The organism is Microbacterium sp. KR10-403, assembly GCF_040196215.1.
In the GTDB taxonomy this organism is placed as follows: domain Bacteria; phylum Actinomycetota; class Actinomycetes; order Actinomycetales; family Microbacteriaceae; genus Microbacterium.
Genome location: NZ_JBEGDC010000005.1, coordinates 1 through 19,396, shown reverse-complemented (window position 1 = coordinate 19,396; position 19,396 = coordinate 1). Strand labels below are relative to the sequence as shown.

General features: G+C 70.3%; 22 protein-coding genes. 7 read left to right on the top strand and 15 right to left on the bottom strand.

From position 1 onward, the window contains the following. Positions 1-2: 2 nt before the first annotated feature. Genes ABMQ42_RS11785 through ABMQ42_RS11765 form a run of 5 tightly spaced genes read right to left on the bottom strand, consistent with a single transcriptional unit; the run spans position 3 to position 5,926 of the window. Positions 3-806, bottom strand: a complete 804-nt coding sequence (locus tag ABMQ42_RS11785; RefSeq protein WP_349723196.1) for an HpcH/HpaI aldolase/citrate lyase family protein — start codon at positions 804-806, stop codon at positions 3-5. Then, entirely contained in the window at positions 803-1,279 is a 477-nt protein-coding gene (locus ABMQ42_RS11780) for a MaoC family dehydratase (protein ID WP_349723195.1), read from the bottom strand. The genes ABMQ42_RS11785 and ABMQ42_RS11780 overlap by 4 nt, the downstream gene beginning before the upstream one ends. Before the next feature lie 19 nt (positions 1,280-1,298). Further along, entirely contained in the window at positions 1,299-2,459 is a 1,161-nt protein-coding gene (locus ABMQ42_RS11775) for an acyl-CoA dehydrogenase family protein (RefSeq protein ID WP_349723194.1), read from the bottom strand. 9 nt (positions 2,460-2,468) lie between these two features. Further along, positions 2,469-4,358, bottom strand: a complete 1,890-nt coding sequence (locus tag ABMQ42_RS11770) for an acetyl/propionyl/methylcrotonyl-CoA carboxylase subunit alpha (protein WP_349723193.1) — start codon at positions 4,356-4,358, stop codon at positions 2,469-2,471. 5 nt (positions 4,359-4,363) lie between these two features. Then, complete coding sequence (locus tag ABMQ42_RS11765) at positions 4,364-5,926, bottom strand: carboxyl transferase domain-containing protein (RefSeq protein ID WP_349723192.1); 1,563 nt, start codon at positions 5,924-5,926, stop codon at positions 4,364-4,366. Between the two features lie 61 nt (positions 5,927-5,987). Between ABMQ42_RS11765 and ABMQ42_RS11760 the strand changes: the two genes are divergently transcribed. After that, a complete protein-coding gene (locus tag ABMQ42_RS11760; protein WP_349723191.1) occupies positions 5,988-6,578 on the top strand; it encodes an SACE_7040 family transcriptional regulator in 591 nt (196 codons plus the stop codon). Positions 6,579-6,714: 136 nt separating this feature from the next. Here ABMQ42_RS11760 and ABMQ42_RS11755 read toward each other — a convergent pair whose 3' ends face one another. The 6 genes from ABMQ42_RS11755 to pdhA form a co-directional block, all read right to left on the bottom strand. Further along, on the bottom strand, positions 6,715-7,404 hold the full coding sequence (locus ABMQ42_RS11755; protein WP_349723190.1) for a nucleotidyltransferase domain-containing protein: 690 nt from the start codon (positions 7,402-7,404) through the stop codon (positions 6,715-6,717). Positions 7,405-7,423: 19 nt separating this feature from the next. Then, entirely contained in the window at positions 7,424-7,804 is a 381-nt protein-coding gene (locus tag ABMQ42_RS11750; RefSeq protein WP_349723189.1) for a type II toxin-antitoxin system VapC family toxin, read from the bottom strand. Further along, positions 7,801-8,055 (bottom strand): ribbon-helix-helix domain-containing protein, encoded by a 255-nt coding sequence (locus tag ABMQ42_RS11745; protein ID WP_349723188.1) that lies wholly within the window; start codon positions 8,053-8,055, stop codon positions 7,801-7,803. Before ABMQ42_RS11745 ends, ABMQ42_RS11750 begins: the two co-directional genes overlap by 4 nt. Positions 8,056-8,155: 100 nt before the next feature. After that, the gene (locus tag ABMQ42_RS11740; RefSeq protein WP_349723187.1) at positions 8,156-9,514 is read right to left on the bottom strand and encodes a dihydrolipoamide acetyltransferase family protein; all 1,359 of its coding nucleotides are present in this window, start codon (positions 9,512-9,514) and stop codon (positions 8,156-8,158) included. Then, positions 9,514-10,524, bottom strand: coding sequence for an alpha-ketoacid dehydrogenase subunit beta (locus ABMQ42_RS11735; RefSeq protein WP_349723186.1), 1,011 nt, complete (start codon positions 10,522-10,524; stop codon positions 9,514-9,516). Before ABMQ42_RS11735 ends, ABMQ42_RS11740 begins: the two co-directional genes overlap by 1 nt. Beyond that, the gene (gene pdhA, locus ABMQ42_RS11730; protein WP_502884686.1) at positions 10,521-11,642 is read right to left on the bottom strand and encodes a pyruvate dehydrogenase (acetyl-transferring) E1 component subunit alpha; all 1,122 of its coding nucleotides are present in this window, start codon (positions 11,640-11,642) and stop codon (positions 10,521-10,523) included. Before pdhA ends, ABMQ42_RS11735 begins: the two co-directional genes overlap by 4 nt. A 170-nt stretch (positions 11,643-11,812) precedes the next feature. On the opposite strand from pdhA, the gene ABMQ42_RS11725 reads away from it, so the two are divergent. After that, positions 11,813-12,286, top strand: a complete 474-nt coding sequence (locus tag ABMQ42_RS11725) for an Lrp/AsnC family transcriptional regulator (protein ID WP_349723184.1) — start codon at positions 11,813-11,815, stop codon at positions 12,284-12,286. Here the strand turns inward: ABMQ42_RS11725 and ABMQ42_RS11720 are convergent. After that, positions 12,258-13,145, bottom strand: a complete 888-nt coding sequence (locus ABMQ42_RS11720) for an alpha/beta fold hydrolase (RefSeq protein WP_349723183.1) — start codon at positions 13,143-13,145, stop codon at positions 12,258-12,260. The two genes, ABMQ42_RS11725 and ABMQ42_RS11720, sit on opposite strands and share 29 nt — an antisense overlap. Before the next feature lie 66 nt (positions 13,146-13,211). Between ABMQ42_RS11720 and ABMQ42_RS11715 the strand changes: the two genes are divergently transcribed. Beyond that, positions 13,212-13,931, top strand: coding sequence for a 3'-5' exonuclease (locus ABMQ42_RS11715; RefSeq protein WP_349723182.1), 720 nt, complete (start codon positions 13,212-13,214; stop codon positions 13,929-13,931). 64 nt (positions 13,932-13,995) lie between these two features. Here the strand turns inward: ABMQ42_RS11715 and ABMQ42_RS11710 are convergent, their stop codons facing one another. The 3 genes from ABMQ42_RS11710 to glgA all read right to left on the bottom strand — a co-directional run bounded on the left by ABMQ42_RS11710 (position 13,996) and on the right by glgA (position 16,332). Beyond that, positions 13,996-14,250, bottom strand: a complete 255-nt coding sequence (locus ABMQ42_RS11710) for a type B 50S ribosomal protein L31 (RefSeq protein WP_275279592.1) — start codon at positions 14,248-14,250, stop codon at positions 13,996-13,998. A gap of 62 nt (positions 14,251-14,312) precedes the next feature. Beyond that, entirely contained in the window at positions 14,313-15,116 is an 804-nt protein-coding gene (locus ABMQ42_RS11705; RefSeq protein ID WP_349723181.1) for an ABC transporter ATP-binding protein, read from the bottom strand. A 10-nt stretch (positions 15,117-15,126) separates the two neighbouring features. Then, on the bottom strand, positions 15,127-16,332 hold the full coding sequence (gene glgA / locus ABMQ42_RS11700; RefSeq protein WP_349723180.1) for a glycogen synthase: 1,206 nt from the start codon (positions 16,330-16,332) through the stop codon (positions 15,127-15,129). Between the two features lie 45 nt (positions 16,333-16,377). Here glgA and glgC point away from each other — a divergent pair, with 45 nt between their 5' ends. The 4 genes from glgC to ABMQ42_RS11680 all read left to right on the top strand — a co-directional run. After that, positions 16,378-17,616 carry a glucose-1-phosphate adenylyltransferase gene (gene glgC / locus ABMQ42_RS11695; RefSeq protein WP_349723179.1) on the top strand — a complete coding sequence of 413 codons (1,239 nt, stop codon included), beginning with the start codon at positions 16,378-16,380 and terminating at the stop codon, positions 17,614-17,616. Between the two features lie 30 nt (positions 17,617-17,646). Beyond that, the gene (gene serB / locus ABMQ42_RS11690; RefSeq protein ID WP_349723178.1) at positions 17,647-18,279 is read left to right on the top strand and encodes a phosphoserine phosphatase SerB; all 633 of its coding nucleotides are present in this window, start codon (positions 17,647-17,649) and stop codon (positions 18,277-18,279) included. Positions 18,280-18,342: 63 nt separating this feature from the next. Beyond that, a complete protein-coding gene (locus ABMQ42_RS11685; RefSeq protein WP_349723177.1) occupies positions 18,343-19,104 on the top strand; it encodes an alpha/beta fold hydrolase in 762 nt (253 codons plus the stop codon). A 42-nt stretch (positions 19,105-19,146) separates the two neighbouring features. Further along, positions 19,147-19,396 (top strand): hypothetical protein (locus ABMQ42_RS11680; protein ID WP_349723176.1); only part of this gene is annotated, 250 nt, incomplete at its 3' end.

Below are 19,396 nucleotides of genomic sequence, written 5' to 3'. Positions count from 1 at the left end.
GCTCACGCCCGCGTGAGCACCGCCCGGGCGTGCCGCAGCACCGGCTCGTCGACCATGCGACCGTCGAACGAGAACACCCCGTGCTGTCCGGCGGCCGCCGCCAGCACCGCCCGCGCCCACGCGACGGTCTCGGCGTCGGGGCGGTACGCGTCGCGCACGAGCTCGACCTGCGACGGGTGGATGCAGGCGGTCGCTGCGAACCCGCAGGCCGCGGCATCCTTCGCCTCCCGCGATTGCCCCTTGGCGTCGGCGATGTCCAGGTGCACCGCGTCGATCGCGGCCTTGCCCCGCGCGCCCGCGGCCAGCAGCACGCGCGAGCGCGCGTGGCGCGCCACGTCGCGGTATCGACCGTTCTTCCTGCGGCTGGAGGTGCCGCCGAGCGAGGCGACGAGGTCTTCCGCGCCCCACATCAGCGCCACGACGTTCTCGAGGGCGGCGATCTTCTCGGCGTTCACGATCCCGCGCGCCGTCTCGCACAGCGCGATCAGGCGGAACCGCGGATCGAACCGCCCCAGCGCCTTCGCCGACTCGCTCTTGGCGATCATGATCGTGCGGTAGTCGGTCTGCGACAGGGTGGACAGATCGGATGCCGCGTGCTCCGCGTCGAGCGGATTGATGCGCACGATGGTCCGGGCCGGGTCCAGGTCGCTCTCGATGATGTTGCCGCGTGCCGCGGGCTTGTCGGCCGCGGCGACGGCGTCTTCGAGGTCGAGGATGACCGCATCGGCGCGCTCCGCCGCCTTGGCGAAGCGCTCGGGACGGTCGGCGGGGCAGAACAGCAGTGCGGGGCCCATCTCGAAGCTCATGCGTCCTCCTTCGGCAGGCACCACATCAGCGCGACGCGCGTGACGGTGGCGACGATCTCGTCGTCCTGATTGCGGCCGGTGTGCGTCATCGTCACCAGCCCCTGGCCCGGTCGCGACTGCGACAGCCGCTTGGCGACGATCTCGGTGTCGCCGTACAGGGTGTCACCGGCGAACACCGGGTGGGGGAAGGCGATGTCCGAGAGGCCGAGCTGGGCCACCAGCGTGCCCTGCGTGATCTGCGCCACCGACATGCCGACCAGCGTCGACAGGGTCCACATCGAGTTCATGAGCGGCTTGCCGAACGGCTGCGTGGCCGAATACGCCGCATCGAGGTGCAGCGCCTGCGTGTTCATGGTCAATGCCGAGAACAGCATGTTGTCGGCCTCGGTGACGGTGCGGCCGGGACGGTGCAGGTACCGCGCCCCGAGCTCGCACTCCTCGTAGTAGAGCCCGCGCTGGACGATCTCGGTCATGCGTTTCACGCTAGCGCCTTCAGGCAAGGCCCAGTGCGCGGGCGATCACCAGCAGCTGCACCTCGGTGGTGCCCTCGCCGACCTCGAGGATCTTGGAGTCGCGGTAGTGCCGGGCCACCGGATACTCGTTCATGAACCCGTTGCCGCCGAACACCTGTGTCGCGTCGCGGGCGTTGTCCATGGCGGCATCCCCCGCCACCAGCTTGGCGATCGCGGCCTCGGTCTTGAACGGCTTGCCGGCGTCGCGCAGGCGCGCGGCGTGGTGCCACGCGAGGCGCGCGGTGTGCACGCGCGCCTGCATGCGCGCGATCTTGAACTGCATGGCCTGCTTGGTGGCCAGCGGCTGGCCGAAGACGGTGCGCGAGTGCGCGTAGTCGACGGCGGCGTCCACGCACCCCTCCGCGGCGCCGGTGGCGAGCGCCGCGATCGCGATGCGGCCCTCGTCGAGGATGTGCAGGAAGCCCGCGAACCCACGGCCCCGCTCGCCGAGCAGGTTCGCCTCGGGCACGCGCGCGTCGGCGAAGGTCAGCGGATGCGTGTCGGAGGCATGCCAGCCCACCTTGTCGTAGGCAGGCTCGACGGTGAACCCGGGTGTGCCGTTGGGCACGATGATCGTCGAGATCTCCTTGCGGCCGTCGTTCTCGCCGGTGACGGCGGTCACCGTCACGAACCGGGTGATATCGGTGCCCGAATTCGTGATGAACTGCTTCGCGCCGTTGATCACCCACTCGCCGCCGTCGAGCCGTGCCGTGGTGCGCGTGGCGCCGGCGTCCGATCCGGCGTCCGGTTCGGTCAGACCGAAACCGGCGAGCGCACGGCCGGCCAGCAGATCGGGCAGCAACGCACGCTTCTGCTCTTCGGTGCCGAAGCGGAAGACGGGCATCGCCCCGAGGCTGACGCCCGCCTCGAGGGTGATCGCGAGCGACTGGTCGACGCGCCCGATGGCCTCGATCGCCAGGCTCAGCGCGAAGTAGTCGCCGCCCTGCCCGCCGTACTCTTCGGGGAAGGGCAGGCCGAACAGACCCATCTCCCCCATCTGTGCGACGACGTCCAGCGGCAACGTGTGCGTGCGGTCGGCCTCGTAGGCGATCGGCGCGATGACCTCGTCGGCGAAGCCGCGGACGAGGCCGGCGAGCTCGCGCTCGTCGTCGCTGACGTCATAGGTGCTGTAGGTGTCCATGCCTGTCCTTCATTCGCCGGGGTCGACGCGCGCGATGATCTGATCGCGACGCACCTGGTCGCCGAGGGCGACCAGGAGGGTGAGGATGCCGTCATGCGGCGCCGTCACCGGGTGCTCCATCTTCATCGCCTCGATCGAGACGATCTTCTGTCCCGCTGCCACGCGCGCGCCGCCTTCGGCGTGCACCGCGACCACCGCACCGGGCATGGGCGCGCGCAGCTCGGGGGCGGCGGCCCCTTCCGCGCGTTCGCGCTGCGCGAGTCGTCGTTCCATCGCCTGGCGGCGCGTCAGTGGCGTGAGCGCACTGGTCACGCCGTCCGCGTGGACCCAGACCTCATCGGCTCCCTGAGCGACGGCAGCGAGACCAAGGGCAGATCCCCGCTCGCCGTCCACGATCCCACCGCTCGCCGTCTCGAACCACACCCGCCCTGGCACCGGCGCCGCTCCCGCGCGCCACCCCGATCCCGCGAGCCACAGCGAAGATGCATGCCCGCGCTCGTCCTCCGCGGGCGCGGCGGCCGCCGCCGCGGCCAGCGCCGCCTCGCCCGGCGCGGGGTCCTCGAACGCCGGCATCCGGTCGATCAGCCCGGTGTCCATGTCGCCCGCCTGCACGACGGGATCGGCGAGCAGCGTCCGGAGGAAGTCGATGTTGCTCTCGACCCCGAACAGCACGGTGTCGGCGAGCGCGGCATCCAGCCGCTCCACTGCCTGTGCGCGGGCGGTGCCGTGCGCTATCACCTTCGCGATCATGGGGTCGTAGTCGGCGGTGACGGCGCTGCCGGTCTCGACCGCGGCATCCGTCCGCACGCCCTCCGCCGGCCGCCAGAGCAGCACGTCGCCGGTCGCCGGCAGGAATCCGCGCGCCGGGCTCTCCGCGTACACGCGCGCCTCGATCGCGTGTCCGTCGAACGCGATCTCGCCGAGCTCTAGCGGTTCGCCCGCCGCGATGCGCAGCTGCTGCTCGACGAGGTCGACGCCGGTGACGAGCTCGGTGACCGGGTGCTCGACCTGCAGGCGCGTGTTCATCTCCATGAAGAAGAACTCGTCGGGCCGGTCGGCCGAGACGATGAACTCCACCGTCCCGGCACCCGTGTAGGCGACGGATGCCGCGGCGGCACACGCGGCCTCACCCAGCCGCGCCCGCGTGTCGGCGTCGATGAGCGGTGAGGGCGCCTCTTCGATGACCTTCTGGTGCCGGCGCTGCAGCGTGCACTCGCGCTCCCCCAGCTGCATCACGCGCCCGTGCGTGTCGCCGAGCACCTGCACCTCGATGTGCCGGGGCCGCTGGATGAGCCGCTCGAACAGCAGGGTGTCATCGCCGAACGCCGCTGTCGCCACCCGGCGGGCGGTGGCCACGGCATCCCGGATCTCCTCCGGCCCGTACACCTCCTGCATGCCCTTGCCTCCGCCGCCGGCGGAGGGCTTGATCAGCAGCGGGTAGCCGGCACGGTCGGCCGCCGCGACGATCTCGTCGTCGCCCATGCCGGCGGCGCTGAACCCGGGCACGATGGGCACGCCGGAGGCGGCGACATGGTCACGCGCGCGGATCTTGTCGGCCATGACGTCGAGCGCCTGGGCGCCGGGCCCGATGAACACGATGCCGGCGTCGGCACAGGCGCGGCCGAGCGCCGGGTTCTCGGAGAGGAAGCCGTACCCTGGGTGGATCGCCTGGGCACCGGTCGTCTGCGCGGCGCCGATGATCGCGTCGATGTCGAGGTAGGAACGGGATGCCGCGGCCTCGCCGATCCGCACGGCCTCGTCGGCCTCGGCGACATGGGGCGCGGTGGCGTCCGCGTCGCTGTAGACCGCGACGGAGCGGATGCCCAGCCGCCGCAGGGTCCGGATGACGCGCCGGGCGATCTCGCCGCGGTTGGCGACCAGGACGGTGTCGAAGTACATGTCTCTCACATCCGGAAGACGCCGAAGCGCGGTTCGGGCAGGGGCGTACGGGCGACGACGTCGAGCGCGAGGCCGAGCAGGTCGCGGGTGTCGGCGGGGTCGACGATGCCGTCGTCCCACAGCCGCGCGGTCGCGTAGTAGGGGCTGCCCTGTTCCTCATACTGCGCACGGATGGGCGCCTCGAACGCGGTCTGTTCGTCGGCCGGCCACTGCTCGCCGCGCGCCTCGAGCTGATCCCGCTTGACGGTGGAGAGCACCGATGCGGCCTGCGCGCCGCCCATCACCGAGATGCGGCTCGCGGGCCAGGTCCACAGGAAGCGCGGCGAGTACGCCCGCCCGCACATCGAGTAGTTGCCGGCGCCGAACGAGCCGCCGATCACGACCGTGAGCTTGGGCACGCGGGTCGTCGCGACGGCCGTGACCATCTTGGCGCCGTCCTTCGCGATGCCGCCGGCTTCGGCATCCCGCCCCACCATGAATCCCGAGATGTTCTGCAGGAACAGCAGCGGGATGCCGCGCTGATCGCACAGCTCGATGAAGTGGGCGCCCTTCAGCGCCGACTCGCTGAACAGCACGCCGTTGTTGGCGACGATGCCGACGGGGTGTCCGTGGAGGCGCGCGAAGCCGGTGACGAGGGTCGTGCCGTACTCCTTCTTGAACTCGTGCAGCGCGCCGCCGTCGACCAGGCGGGCGATGACCTCACGCACGTCGTACGGCTGGTTCACGTCGACCGGCACCACGTCGTAGAGCTCTTCTGTCTCGCCCTTCGCGGGGCGTGTCTCGACGACCTCCCAGGCAGGCTCGGCGGGCGGCGGCAGCGTCGCGACGATGTCGCGCACGATCTCGAGCGCATGCTCGTCGTCGTCGGCGAGGTGGTCGACGACGCCCGAGCGGCGGGCGTGCAGTTCTCCCCCACCGAGCTCCTCGGCGGTGACGACCTCGCCGATCGCCGCCTTCACGAGCGGCGGTCCGCCGAGGAAGATCGTGCCCTGATTCCGCACGATCACGGTCTCGTCGCTCATGGCCGGCACGTACGCGCCGCCGGCGGTGCACGACCCGAGCACGGCGGCGATCTGCGGGATGCCCTCGGCCGACAGCCGCGCCTGGTTGAAGAAGATGCGCCCGAAGTGGTCGCGGTCGGGGAAGACCTCGTCCTGCATCGGCAGGAACGCCCCGCCCGAGTCGACGAGGTACACGCAGGGCAGCCGGTTCTCGAGGGCGATCTCCTGCGCGCGCAGGTGCTTCTTGACCGTCATCGGATAGTAGGTGCCGCCCTTGACGGTGGCATCGTTGCACACGACCATGACGTGCCGGCCGTGCACGAGGCCGATGCCGGCGATGACACCGGCCGCCGGCGCCTGCCCGTCGTACAGGCCGTCGGCGGCGAGCGGTGCGACCTCGAGGAACGGGCTGCCCTCGTCGAGCAGCCGCCGCACCCGGTCGCGCGGCAGCAGCTTGCCGCGCTTGACGTGGCGGTCGCGGGATGCCGCGGACCCGCCTTCGGCGGCGACGGCGACGCGCTCGCGCAGCTCGCCTGCGAGGTCACGCTGGGTGACGGGTTCGGTCATGTCCGCTCCGACGGTGTTAGTCTTCATTAACTGAATCCGATGTTAGCGAGGATTAACTCAGATGGCAACGACGCAGCGGGAGCGAGCGAAGTCGGACCGGCGGTCGACGCTGCTGCGCGAGGCGTCGCGGCTGTTCGCCGAGCGCGGGTTCGCCTCGGTGACGCTCGAAGACATCGGCGCGGCGTGCGGCGTGAGCGGACCGGCCGTCTACCGGCACTTCGCGAGCAAGCAGGCCCTGCTGGGCGCGATCCTCGTCGAGGTGAGTGTGCGGCTGCGCGACGGCGGCGTGGGAGTGGTGGATGCCGCGCCCGACGCGGCGAGCGCGCTGGACGACCTCATCCGGTTCCATGTGGCCTTCGCCCTCGATGACGCCGACGTCATCCGCGTGCAGGACCGTGACCTCGCCGCGCTCGCCGAGGCCGACCGGCATCGCGTGCGACGGCTGCAGCGCGAGTACGTCGAAGCGTGGGTGGGCGTGCTGCGCGGCATCCACCCCTCCCGCTCCGATGCCGATCTGCGCGTGCGCGCGCATGCCGTCTTCGGGCTCATCAACTCGACCCCGCACAGCGTGCGGGGCCTGCGCGCCGCCCCCGGCGAAGACGAGGTACGTGCGACGCTCGAGCAGCTGGCCGGCGCCGCCCTGCGGGCGTGAGGCCGGCTGCGGCGCGCTACGGCCACACAGACGGGCCACACAGACTTCGGAGAAGACGACATACGTCGGACGATTCCCGCAGAATCATCCGAGGTACGTGCGATCATCCGGAGTCTGTGAGAGCAGTCCGCGCCCCTCAGCGCACGAACCCCGCCTGGACCCGCCCGCCCGCTCTGTCCAGCTCGATCTCGGCCCGGTCGGCGAATGCCGCAAGATCACCGCGCAGCAGCGGACGGGTGAGCTCGTCGGCGCGTTCCCGGCTGAGCTCTCGCAGCCGACGGGGAAGGTACTTGCCGGCACCGAGCCAACGACGCTCGTCGAGCAGCATCAGCTCCGCCGTCCGCTCGAAAAGGCCCCATGCCAGCACATACTGTTCGAGGTCGTCGGTCGAATCGCGCAGGTCGTCGAGCAGATCGGTGATCGCGTAGCGTCGCAGATCGAGTTCGTGAGGGTCCGCCACGGGTCCCGCGGTGAGCACCGGCGCCCATTCGTCGCGCAGCGCACTCAGCTCCTGCCCGCCGCGCACCTCCAGACCTTCGACGAGCAGCTGGACAATGACCGGCCGGCGCTGCTCGATGCCGCGCTGCGCCCATGCCGCGAACGCCTGCGGGGTATATCCGAAGACTTCGAATACCTCCCCCTCGAACGCGTAGCTCGCCGCGATGCTCGTGGAGTCACCGTCGAACAGGTCATCGCCGAGGACCAGCAGGTCGACGTCGCTGGTGGCCGTGCGGGTACCCCGCGCGGAACTGCCGCCGACGACGGCGATCGCGGCGCCGGGAAAGTGCGAAGCCACGAACCGTTCGCAGAGTGCGAGAAGTGCCACCCGCCCAGCGTAGAGGTCCCTAGTATGGCGCCACGAGCCCTGCGAACATCGGGAAGTGCTTCACGTTCTTCGTCAGAAGCTCCGCTCCGATCAGCTTCGCGGTCGCAGCGATGAGGAAGTCCGCCACATCGATACCGTTGTGCGACGGAAGCCAGCGCCGCCCGAGCTCACCGGCGCGCTCAGCTACCGGCTCGTCGACAGGATGCCAGGTGATGACCTTCAGAAGCGGAGCGACGGCTTCGCGTTCGGCAGGCCGGATCAGCACCAGCAACTCCGCTCGCACCACTTCACTCGAATGCAGCTCCCCGCTCTCCGCCGCACGAAGGAGCGTATCGCGGGCCGCGGCCATCCCTCGGGTGTGATCGATCAGCACCGACGTGTCGATGAACCACGCAGTCATGCGAGATCTGCCAGTCTCCGCCCGCTGCGCAGCCGCTCCACTGCGCGTTCTCCGTCATACTCGACTGCCACGACGCCGAATGACATGTCGATCGCGGTGCGCACGGCGTCGGCGGGGCTCGACGCGCCGTAGGTCGAATGGATCGCATCACGGATGAGCGCGCTCATCGACAACCCGGTCCGCCGGGCGGCCACGTCGAGGATTCTCCGGTCATCCTCGCTCAGGGAGATCTGGGTGCGCGTCAGAGGCATGATGTAATTCTACTACATCACAATCGAGCGGGCTCCCAGGGTACGCGCGAAGCGTCCGGCGGTCGCGCGCCCACGTCGCATCGCGCGGCACCCGACGCCCTCACCGCAGCAGCATCGCCCTCCCCGGCTGCTCCAGCACGCCCGCGACGTCGACGAGGAACCGCGATCCCTCAGCACCGTCGACGAGCCGGTGGTCGAACGACAGGCTCAGCGTCATGACGTCGCGCAGCGCGATCTGGCCCTCGTGTTCCCACGGCCGCTTGGCCACGGTGCCCAGGCCCAGGATCCCTGCCTCGCCCGGGTTGAGGATCGGCGTTCCCGCCTCGACCCCGAAGACGCCGAAGTTCGTGATCGAGAACGTGCCGCCGGTCATCGCTGCCGGCGGCGTCTTGCCCGAGCGTGCGGTGGCGGCGAGCTCGCCGATCGCGTCCGCCAGTTCGACGAGCGTCATGGCGTCGGCGTCCGGGATCACCGGCACGATCAGCCCACGCTCGGTCGCCGCGGCGACACCGAGATTGACGTAGTGGTGCTCGACGATCTCGCCGGCCTGCTCGTCCCACTTCGCGTTCAGGCTCGGATTGCGGCCCAGCGCCAGGCAGACGGCCTTGGCCGCGACCGCCATCACGCCGATGCGGTGGCCCTCCAGCGATCGGTCGCCCTTCAGCGACGCCACGAGCTCCATGGTCGCCGTGACGTCGATCGTCTGGAAGGTCGTGACGTGCGGAGCGCTGAAGGCGCTGCGCACCATGGCCTCGGCGGTCGCCTTGCGTACCCCGCGGATCGGCCGGCGGGTGACCCGCTCGTCCGTCGTCGTGACGGAGGGGGCGGATGCCGCGGCCTGCGCCTGCGCATCGGCCATCCCCGTCCGACCCGCATAGGCTTCGACGTCGCCGCGGGTGATCAGGCCGTTCTCGCCGGTGGGTTCGACCAGGGCCAGATCCACCCCGAGATCGCGCGCGAACTTGCGCACAGGCGGCGTGGAGCGGGGACGCTCCACCGGGCGCTCCATGGGCTGCTCGACGATGGCGTCGTGCGGCGCGGCCTCGAGCACGGCCGTGTCGGCCGAGACGGGAGAGCCGGCCCGGGCCGCGCGTGCGCGCCGCTGCGGACGGGCATTCTTGCGCGGGGCTGCGCCGTACCCCACGAGGTTCGGCGTGGCCTTCTCCTCTTCCTCGGGTTCGGCGGCCGCCGCGGGGACCGCGGGTGCGGCATCCACCGCCTCCCCCTCCAGCGCGAAGGTCACGATCACATCGCCGACGTCGATGGTGTCGCCGGCGGCGTGGTGCAGCTTCTGCACCGTGCCGGCGTAGGGCGAGGGCAGCTCGACGACGGCCTTGGCCGTCTCGACCTCGGCGATGTTCTGGTTCAGGTTGACGGTGTCGCCCTCGGCGACGAGCCACTGCACGAGCTCGGCCTCGGGAAGACCCTCGCCGAGGTCGGGAAGTCGGAAGTCCTGCATTACAGTTCCACCTCCGACATGCTGTTGGGCCGGTCGAGCACCCGGTCGACCGCATCGAGGATGCGGTCCAGGTCGGGCACGTGGTGCTTCTCGAGCTTCGCGGGCGGATACGGGATGTCCCACCCGGTCACCCGCACCGGCGGCGTCTCCAGGTGGTAGAAGCAGCGCTCGGTGACGCTCGCGATGATCTCTGCGCCCAGCCCCGCCTCGCGCGCGGCCTCGTGGGTCACCACGACACGGCCGGTCTTGCGCACCGAGGCGGTGACCGCCTTGTAGTCGATGGGCGACAGCGAGCGCAGGTCGACGACCTCGATGTCGATGCCCTCGTCCTCGGCGGCGGTCGCGGCATCCATCGCCGTCGACACCTGCGCGCCGTAGGTGATGAGCGTCACGTCCTTGCCCGGACGCGCCACGCGCGCCAGGCCCATCGGCGCCGCATCGGCCAGATCGGTGTCGAGGTCGACCTCGCCCTTAGTGTGGTAGAGCCGCTTGGGCTCGAAGAACACCACCGGGTCGTCGCAGGCGATCGCCTGGCGCAGGACCGTGTAGGCGTCCTGCGGGTTCGACACCGCCACCACCCGCAGCCCGGAGGTGTGCACGAAATACGCCTCGGGCGACTCGGAGTGGTGCTCGGCCGCGCCCACGCCGCCGGCCCACGGGATGCGGATCGTGATGGGCATCTTCACCGCGCCCTGTGAGCGATAGTGCAGCTTGGCGACGTTCGAGACGATCTGGTCGAACGCGGGATACACGAAGCCGTCGAATTGGATCTCGACGACGGGCCGGTACCCGCGGTACGCGAGCCCGACGGCCGTGCCCATGATGCCCGACTCCGCCAGGGGCGTGTCGACGATGCGCTGCGCGCCGAACTCGGCCTGCAGCCCGTCGGTGATGCGGAACACGCCGCCGAGGCGGCCGATGTCCTCGCCCATGACCAGCACCTTGTCGTCGTCGGCCATGGCACGGCGCAGACCCTCGTTGAGGGCCTTCGCCATCGTCAGCTGGGTCATCGCTGCGCCTCCTCGGCGAAGCCGTCGAGGTAGGCGGCGAACCACGTCTTCTCCTCGTCGAGACCCGTGTGCGGTTCGGCGTAGACGTTGTCCAGGATGCTGAGGGCCGGGGCCGTCGTCATGGCCAGGCATGTGCTGCGCACCGCGGCGCCCAGTTCATCGGCGTCCTGCTGCACCTGTGCGGCGAACGCGTCGTCGAACTCCTCGATCGAGCGGAGGTAGGCCTCGACGCGGGTGAGCGGGTCGCGCCGCTTCCAGGCCTCGAGCTCGTCCTTGTCGCGGTAGCGCGTCGGGTCGTCGCTGGTGGTGTGCGGGCCCATCCGATAGGTCACCGCCTCGATGAACGCCGGTCCCTTGCCGCTGCGCGCATGGTCGGTGGCCCAGCGCATCGCGGCGGTCACCGCGAGGATGTCGTTGCCGTCGACCCGCATGCTCGGGATGCCGAAGCCCGGCGCCCGCCCGGCGATCGGCGCCTTCGCCTGCACGCCGACCGGCTCGCTGATCGCGTACTGGTTGTTCGTGCAGACGAACACCACGGGCGCCTCGTACGAGGCCGCGAACACCATGGCCTCGTTGACGTCGCCCTGGCTGGTCGCGCCGTCGCCGAACCAGGTGGCGACGACCTGGTCGACGCCGTCGCGCTGGATGCCCATCGCATAGCCGACCGCATGCAGCGTCTGCGCGCCGATGATGATCTGCTGCACGGCGGTGCCGAGCTCGTTCGGGTCGTAGCTGGAGTGCGCCTCGCCGCGCCAGGCGCGCAAGAAGCCCTCGGGGCGCGCACCGCGGGCGTAGACGACGCCGGTCTCGCGGTAGCTGGGGAAGGCGAAGTCGTCGGCCCGCAGGACGCGCGCCGTGCCGATCTGGGTGGCCTCCTGGCCGTTGCAGGGGGCCCACAGTCCCACCTGTCCTTGACGCTGCAGGGCCATGCCCTCGGCGTCGATGCGCCGCAGGAGCGCCATATCGCGGTAGAGGCCGCGCAGGGCTTGTGCGTCGAGGTCGGCGATCCACGGATCCAGATCGCGATCGGCGATCCGTTCGCCCTCGGCGGTCAGCAGCCGGGCGACGTCGTCGACATCGGTCTTGAGGTCGGCTGTCGGGGTCAGGGTGTGCACCATCGTCATCCCTCCTTCTCGCGGGTCCCTCGTGAGGCGCACCGCGTGATGAGCCGGCGTCTTCGCCGGATACCGTGAGGCTACGTCGATCTCGCACCTAGCTCAAGCATCCGCGCAGCCGCTGAGCATGTTGCACAGAAACACCCCTGGCTACCGTGCTAGTCTTTCGCACTATGGCCCAACTGGACAGCGTCGACCTGGAGCTTCTGGCGACTCTCTCGCGCGAACCGCGCGCCACCGTCGTCGCGCTGGCCGACGCGCTGGCCCTGAGCCGCAACACCGTCCAGGCGCGCATGGCACGTCTCGAGCGCTCCGGTGTCTTCCTCTCGTTCGAGCGTTCGCTGTCACCGAGCGCCATGGGCTTCCCCATCGAGGCGTTCATCTCCGTGACCGTGCGTCAGGCCGAGCTGCCGCAGATCACCGCCGAGCTGCACCGGGTGCCCGAGGTGCTGCAGGCGCACGGGCTGTCGGGCGAGGTCGACCTGCTCGTGCGCGTCGCCTGCCGCGACACCCAGCACCTCTTCGACACCGACGCCCGCATCCTCGCGATCGAGGGCGTCGAGCGCACGGAGACCTCGCTCGTGATGGGCGAGGTCATCGACTACCGCGTGCGCCCGCTCATGGAGCTGGCGCGAGAAACCGCCTGATCGCCTCTGCCGCGGCCTGCGGCGTCTCGTAGTGGATGAGGTGCCCGACCTCGGGGATCTCGACGAGCTCGGCGTCCGGGAACAGCGTCGCGAGTTCGCGCTCCTTCTCGATCGGCGTGATGTCGTCGCGCTGCGCCGCGATCAGCAGCGTGGGCTGGGTGATCCGCGCCGCCGACTCGCGCACATCGTGCGACACGCTCGTCACGAACGCGTCGTGCAGCACGTCGCGGTCGGCGAACCGCGAGAAGTAGGTGTCGTGCTGATCGTGCACGAAGCGCCGCAGCGCGGCATCCTTCGTCTTCACCATCGCCAGGCTCATCACCCGCACGATCACGCGATTGCGCAGCAGCGCCTCGCCCAGCCGTGACGGGAGCTTCGCGCCCGCCCAGTAATAGAAGACGGCGAGCCGGGTGAACACTCCGCGCGGCCCCGACAGCGCCGGCGCCCCGATCGGGTTCACCAGGATCAGGCGGGGCGCCGGCAGGCCACGGGCGACTGCGGCCGAAGCGACGATCGAGCCGAAACTGTGGCCGAGCACGACGGCGCCGGGTGCGGCCGCCGCCGCGAACGCGGTCAGCCAATCGACATAGGCGTCGAGGTCGTGCGAACGTCCGGGCAGCGGCGCGGTCTCGCCGAAGCCGGGCAGATCGGGCGAGATGAACCGGATGCCGGGCAGCTGCGCGACGATCGGCTCGAGCCCGTGGTGCTCGCCGCGGAAGCCGTGGACCGCGAGGATCGTTGCCGGCGCGTCCTCGGGCCCGTACTCCCAGTACGCCGTCGTGCCGCCGAGCACATCCGCCTCACGGCGCCGGACGGGGATCGCGGCGAGCTGCTGGGCGTACGGGCTGAATGCACTCACCCTGGAAGTCTACGGACCCGGCATGCCTCGAACCGGATGTCGGAGGTCTGGCATACCGTGGGCGGCATGGACGAGCTGCCCCTCTTCACCGCACCGGAATGGTCGACACGAGTGGGGGTGTTCGACCTCGAGACCACGGGCGTCGACGTCACCCGTGATCGCATCGTCACGGCCCATGTCGGCCTGCTCGACGGCGCGGGATCCGTGTGCGACGCGCACGACTGGATCGCCGATCCGGGCGTGGAGATTCCGGATGCCGCGGCCGCCGTCCACGGCGTCACGACGGCGCGCGCCCGTGCCGAGGGCCGCCCGGCCGCCGAGGTGGTGGCCGAGGTCACTGCCGCGCTGCGCGCGCTGTTCGAGGCCGGCATCCCGGTCGTCGCCTACAACGCCCCGTTCGACTTCTCACTCCTCGCGTACGAGGCCACCCGCTACGGTGTCGAGCCGATCGCGACGCCGTCGCCGGTCATCGACCCGCTCGTCATTGACAAGGCCTGCGACCGCTACCGTCGCGGCAAGCGCACGCTGACCGCCGTGGCAGAGCACTATGCGGTGTCGCTCGGCGATGACGCGCACGAGGCCTGCGCCGACGCCGTGGCTGCGGGCCGGGTCGCCCTGGCGCTCGCGCAGCGGTATCCCGATGCGCTGCCGGCGACCGCCGCCGAACTGCACACGCAGCAGATCGGCTGGGCGCGCGATCAGGCAGAGAGCCTCACCGAGTACTTCGTGCGCATCGGGCGGATCGATCCCGCCGAGAAGCTCGACGGCAGCTGGCCGATCCGCTGAGCCCGCGCCCGTGCGGGCATGCGAAAGGCCCCGCCGAGGCGGGGCCTTTCGTCGTGGCTGCGACCTACTTGGCGCCGCCGAAGCCCTTGAAGCGCTGGTTGAACTTCTCGACGCGACCGGCCGAGTCGAGGATGCGCTGCTTGCCCGTGTAGAACGGGTGCGACGCCGACGAGATCTCGACGTCGATGACGGGGTACTCCGCGCCGTCCAGCTCGATGGTCTTGTCGCTGGTGGCGGTGGAGCGGGTCAGGAAGGTCTCGCCCGAGCCGAGGTCGCGGAAAACGACGGCGTGGTAGTCGGGGTGGATGTCAGTCTTCATTGGGTTTCCTTGCGAGTACGGAAGGGAAATCTACGGCGCAGAAGCACCAAGGATGGATTCTATCAGTTGTCGGCGGCCTCTGCCGACGCGGCCCGTGCGGCGTGCCGCCCGTCGACGGAGGTGAGGGTGATCGGCATGCCGAAGGTGGCGCTGAGGTTCTCGGCGGTCAGCGTGTCCTCCAGCGCTCCCGCCGCCACGACGGCACCGTCGCGCAGGAGGAGCACATGGGTGAAGCCGACGGGGATCTCCTCGACGTGGTGCGTGACCATGACCATCGCCGGCGTGGTCGGCGCCTGCGCATAGCCGCCGAGCAGCTGCAGCAGCTCTTCACGCGCGCCCAGGTCGAGGCTCGCGCTCGGCTCGTCGAGCAGGAGCAGCTCGGGGTCGGTCATGACCGCGCGCGCGATCTGCACGCGCTTCTGCTCCCCCTCGGAGAGGGTGCCGAAGGTCCGATCGGCGAGGTGGTCGAGCTTCCACTCCGCGAGCACCCGCAGTGCACGGCGCTCGTCGATGTCCTCGTACGTCTCGTTCCAGCGTCCGACCACCGAGTACGCGGCGGTCATGACCACGTCGAGCACCGTCTCCTCCGGCGGCACCCGACGCGCCATCGCCGACGACGCGAAGCCGATACGGGGCCGCAGCTCGAACACATCGGTCTGACCGAGCCGCTCGTCGAGGATCGTCACCGACCCGCTCGTGGGATGCAGCAGGGTGGACGCCAGCTGCAGCAGCGTCGTCTTGCCCGCGCCGTTCGCGCCGAGGACGACCCAGCGCTGGTCGTCGGTGACCGTCCAGTCGACATGATCGACGATGTCCCGGGTGTTTCGGCGGACGACGACGTCGGAGAACTCGAGGACCTGAGGCATGCCGTCAAGCCTACTTGTCACCGGCCGCCAGCTCCGCGTACAGTGCCGCGGTCTGCTGACCGATCGTCGCCCAGCTGAAGTCGCGTGCGGCGCGCTCGCGCCCCGCCTGGCCGTATCGGGCGGCGGTCTCCGGATCGGTGGCCACCTCGGTGAGCGCCGCGGCGAGGTCGGCGACGTAGCGCTCCGGGTCGTGCGGAGTGCCGGTGCCGTCATCGGCCTGGTCGATGGGCACGAGGCGCCCGGTGACGCCGTCCACGACCACCTCGGGGATGCCGCCGGTCGCCGTCGCGACGACCGCCGCGCCGCACGCCATGGCCTCGAGGTTGACGATTCCCAGCGGCTCGTAGATCGACGGGCACACGAACGTCGTCGCCTGCCCGAGGATCGCGCACAGCTCGTGGCGGGGCAGGAACTCCTCGATCCAGACGACGCCTTCGCGGGCGGCCTGCAGCCCGCGGACGAGCCCCTGGACCTCTTCCATGATCTGCGGCGTGTCGGGTGCGCCCGCGCACAGCACGAGCTGCACCTCGGCGGGCAACCGCTCGGCGGCGCGCAGGAAGTAGGGCAGGCCCTTCTGGCGGGTGATCCGTCCGACGAACACGACCGAGGGGCGCGAAGGATCGATGCCGTACTTCGCGAGGACGGCGGGATCGTCGACGGGATGCCACTCGTCCACGTCGATGCCGTTGTAGATGACCCTCACCTTGCGCGGGTCCAGCTCGGGATAGCTGCGCAGGATGTCGGAGCGCATGCCGTCCGACACGGCCACGATCGCGGCGGCGGATGCGTATGCGGTGCGCTCGATGAAGCTCGAGACGGCGTAGCCGCCGCCCAGCTGCTCGGCCTTCCACGGGCGCAGCGGTTCGAGGCTGTGCGCGGTGATGACATGCGGGATGCCGTGCAGGAGGGATGCCACGTGCCCGGCGAAGTTCGCGTACCAGGTGTGCGAGTGCACCACGTCGGCTCCGGCCACGTCCGACACGATGGCCAGGTCCGTGCCGAGGGTCTGGATCGCCGGGTTCGCGCCGGCCAGCTCTGCGGGAACCGCATAGGAGCTCGTGCCCTGCTCGTCGCGCTCTGCGCCGAACGCGCGCACCCTCACGTCGAGGGCTGCCGCGGCATCCTGTCTCATCGCTTTCACGAGCTCGGCGACGTGGACTCCCGCGCCTCCATAGATCTCCGGCGGGTATTCCTTCGTCACGATGTCGACGCGCATGTCAGAACGCTAGTACAGGGCGGTGGTTGGGCCTAGTGTGGTGCCATGCCAGCCGCACCAAAGGTCTTCGGAATCATCCTCGCCGGCGGTGAGGGCAAGCGACTGATGCCCCTGACGGCGGACCGCGCGAAACCGGCGGTCCCGTTCGGCGGGCAGTACCGGCTCATCGACTTCGCGATCTCGAACCTCATCAATTCGGGGCTGCGGCAGATCGTCGTCCTGACGCAGTACAAGTCGCACAGCCTCGACCGGCACGTGTCGCAGACGTGGCGCATGTCGGCGCTCCTCGACTCGTATGTGGCTTCGGTCCCGGCGCAGCAGCGCCTCGGCAAGCGGTGGTTCTCAGGCTCGGCGGACGCGATCCTGCAGAGCCTGAATCTCATCAACGACGAGCAGCCCGACATCGTCATCGTCATCGGTGCGGATCACGTGTACCGGATGGACTTCCGGCAGATGCTCGACGCGCACATCTCCTCGGGTGCGAGGGCCACCGTAGCCGGCATCCGACAGCCGATCTCGCTCGCGAACCAGTTCGGCGTCATCGACGCCGACGAGAACGGGCGCATCCGGCAGTTCCTCGAGAAGCCGCAGAGCCCCGAGGGCCTTCCTGACGCGCCGCACGAGGTGCTCGCGTCGATGGGCAACTACATCTTCGACGCCGATGCGCTCATCGAGGCGGTCACCGGCGACGGCGAGGACGCCACGAGCAACCACGACATGGGCGGCGACATCGTGCCGTACTTCGTCGAGAAGGGCGAGGCGGGCGTCTACGACATGAAGAGCAACGACGTGCCGGGGTCGAACGACCGCGACCGCGCGTACTGGCGCGACGTGGGGACGATCGACTCGTTCTTCGACGCCCACATGGACCTCATCTCCACACTGCCGGTCTTCAACCTGTACAACATGGCCTGGCCGATCCACTCGCAGACCGTGAACTCGCCGCCCGCGAAGTTCGTGCGGGACTCGGTCGGGCGCATCGGCAACGCGATCGACTCGATCGTGTCGCTGGGCTCGGTGCTGTCGGGCACGCACCTCGAACGCAGCGTCGTGGGACCGTGGAACCTCGCCGCCGGCGGGTCGACGATCACCGATTCGGTCCTCTTCGACCACGTGCAGGTCGGTCAGGGCGCCCGGGTGCACCGGGCGATCCTCGACAAGAACGTCGTGCTCGCCGACCGCGCGACGGTGGGCGTGGACCGCGAGCGCGACCTCGCGCGCGGCTTCACGGTGACCGATTCGGGCATCACCGTCGTCGGCAAGGGCGTGCGCATCGAAGCGTGACCGCGCTGCGCGGGCCGGTACTGTGGTCGGGTGCCCGCGCGTCTTCTCGTCGTCCTCGATGCCGACTCCACCCTCATCCGCAACGAGGTGATCGAGCTCATCGCCGATGAGGTCGGCCGCGGCGCGGAGGTCGCCGCAGCGACCGAGGCCGCGATGCGCGGCGAGGTCGATTTCGCCACCAGCCTGCGCTCGCGGGTCGAGGCGCTCGCGGGTGTTCCGGTGGCGGCGTTCGAGCGGGTGCTCGCGCGCATCGAGCCGACGCCGGGCGTGACCGCGCTGATCGATGCCGTGCACGAGCGCGGCGGGGTCGTGGGCGTCGTGTCGGGCGGGTTCCACGAGATCCTCGACACACTTGCGCCGCGCCTGGGCGTGGACGTCTGGCGCGCCAACCGCCTCGAGGTCGCGGACGGCGTGCTGACCGGCCGGGTGGACGGGACGATCGTGGATGCCGCGGGCAAGGCCGCCGCGCTCCGCGAGTGGGCAACGGCTCACGGCGTGCCCCTGTCGCGCACGCTGGCCATCGGGGACGGGGCGAACGATCTGCAGATGATGGCGGCCGCCGCGCTCGGTCTCGCGTTCAACGCCAAGCCCGCCGTGCGCGCGCAGGCCGACCTCGTCGTCGGGCCGGTGGATCTGTCGCAGGTCGTGCCGCTGCTGCCGTAGGGTCACGACGGAACGCCGGGCGCACTCCCCCGCACATCCAGGCCGGCGCGCTACGGTGCGGGCATGGACGTCATCCTGGTCCCCGGACTCTGGCTGGACGCATCATCGTGGGACGGTGTGGTCCCCGCACTCGAGCGCGCCGGTCACACGCCGCACGCGCTGACGATGCCGGGCGTGGGCGAACCCGCCTCCGTGGCCGCGCACATCGGCTTCGACGACTGGGTCGCGACCGTGGTCGCCGAGATCGACCGATGCGACGCGCCCGCGGCGGTGATCGGGCACGCCGCGGGCGCCAACGCCGCGTGGGCCGCGGCCGACGCGCGCGCCGATCACGTCGCGCATGTGTTCTTCGTGGACAGCGTGCCCCCGGCATCCGGATTCGGCGTCTCCGACTTCCCCGCGCGCGACGGCGTCGTTCCCTTCCCCGGCTGGGAGTACTTCGACGGCGCCGACATCGCCGATCTCGACGATGAGACGCGGGATGCCGTGAACCTGGGCTCCGTGCCGATGCGGGTGCCCACCGATGCGGTCGAGCTGAGCAACCCGGCCCGGCGCGACATCCCGGTGACCCTCCTGTCGGGGCGACAGGACGAGGTGTCGCTGCGCACCGAACTCGCGCGCTGGGGGCCCTGGGAGGACGAGCTGGCGAGGATCCGCAACGTGGAGGTCGTCCACCTCGACACCGGGCACTGGCCGCAGCTGTCGGAGCCGTCCGCGTTGGCCGACGCGATCGTGCGAGCGCTGGATCGAGGTGGCTCTCGGGAGTCGATGTCGGAGGTTGAGGGTAGGGTTCTCCCCCGCGAATATCCCTGGTCATTGGGATAATCGTGGTTGTGGTTCGAAGACTTGTTCGGTAGTATGGTGGGTATGGACGAACCGACCAGCACCCCGGGCGAGGAGCCCGCTGAGCGGGTCGATGACCTCTTTGTGCTGCGCACGATGTTCGCGTCGGCGGAGGCTGACCAGTACGAGACGAATCGGGCGGCGGCCCGGCGTGCGGAGCAGCTGGCCGACATCCTCGAGTTCGCCGCGTCCAACCCTGACCTGTATGTGGAGCGGCCGATGAAGGCCGGCGCAGCGGGGTCTCCCGAAGAGTGGGCGCAGCGGTGCGCGGCGA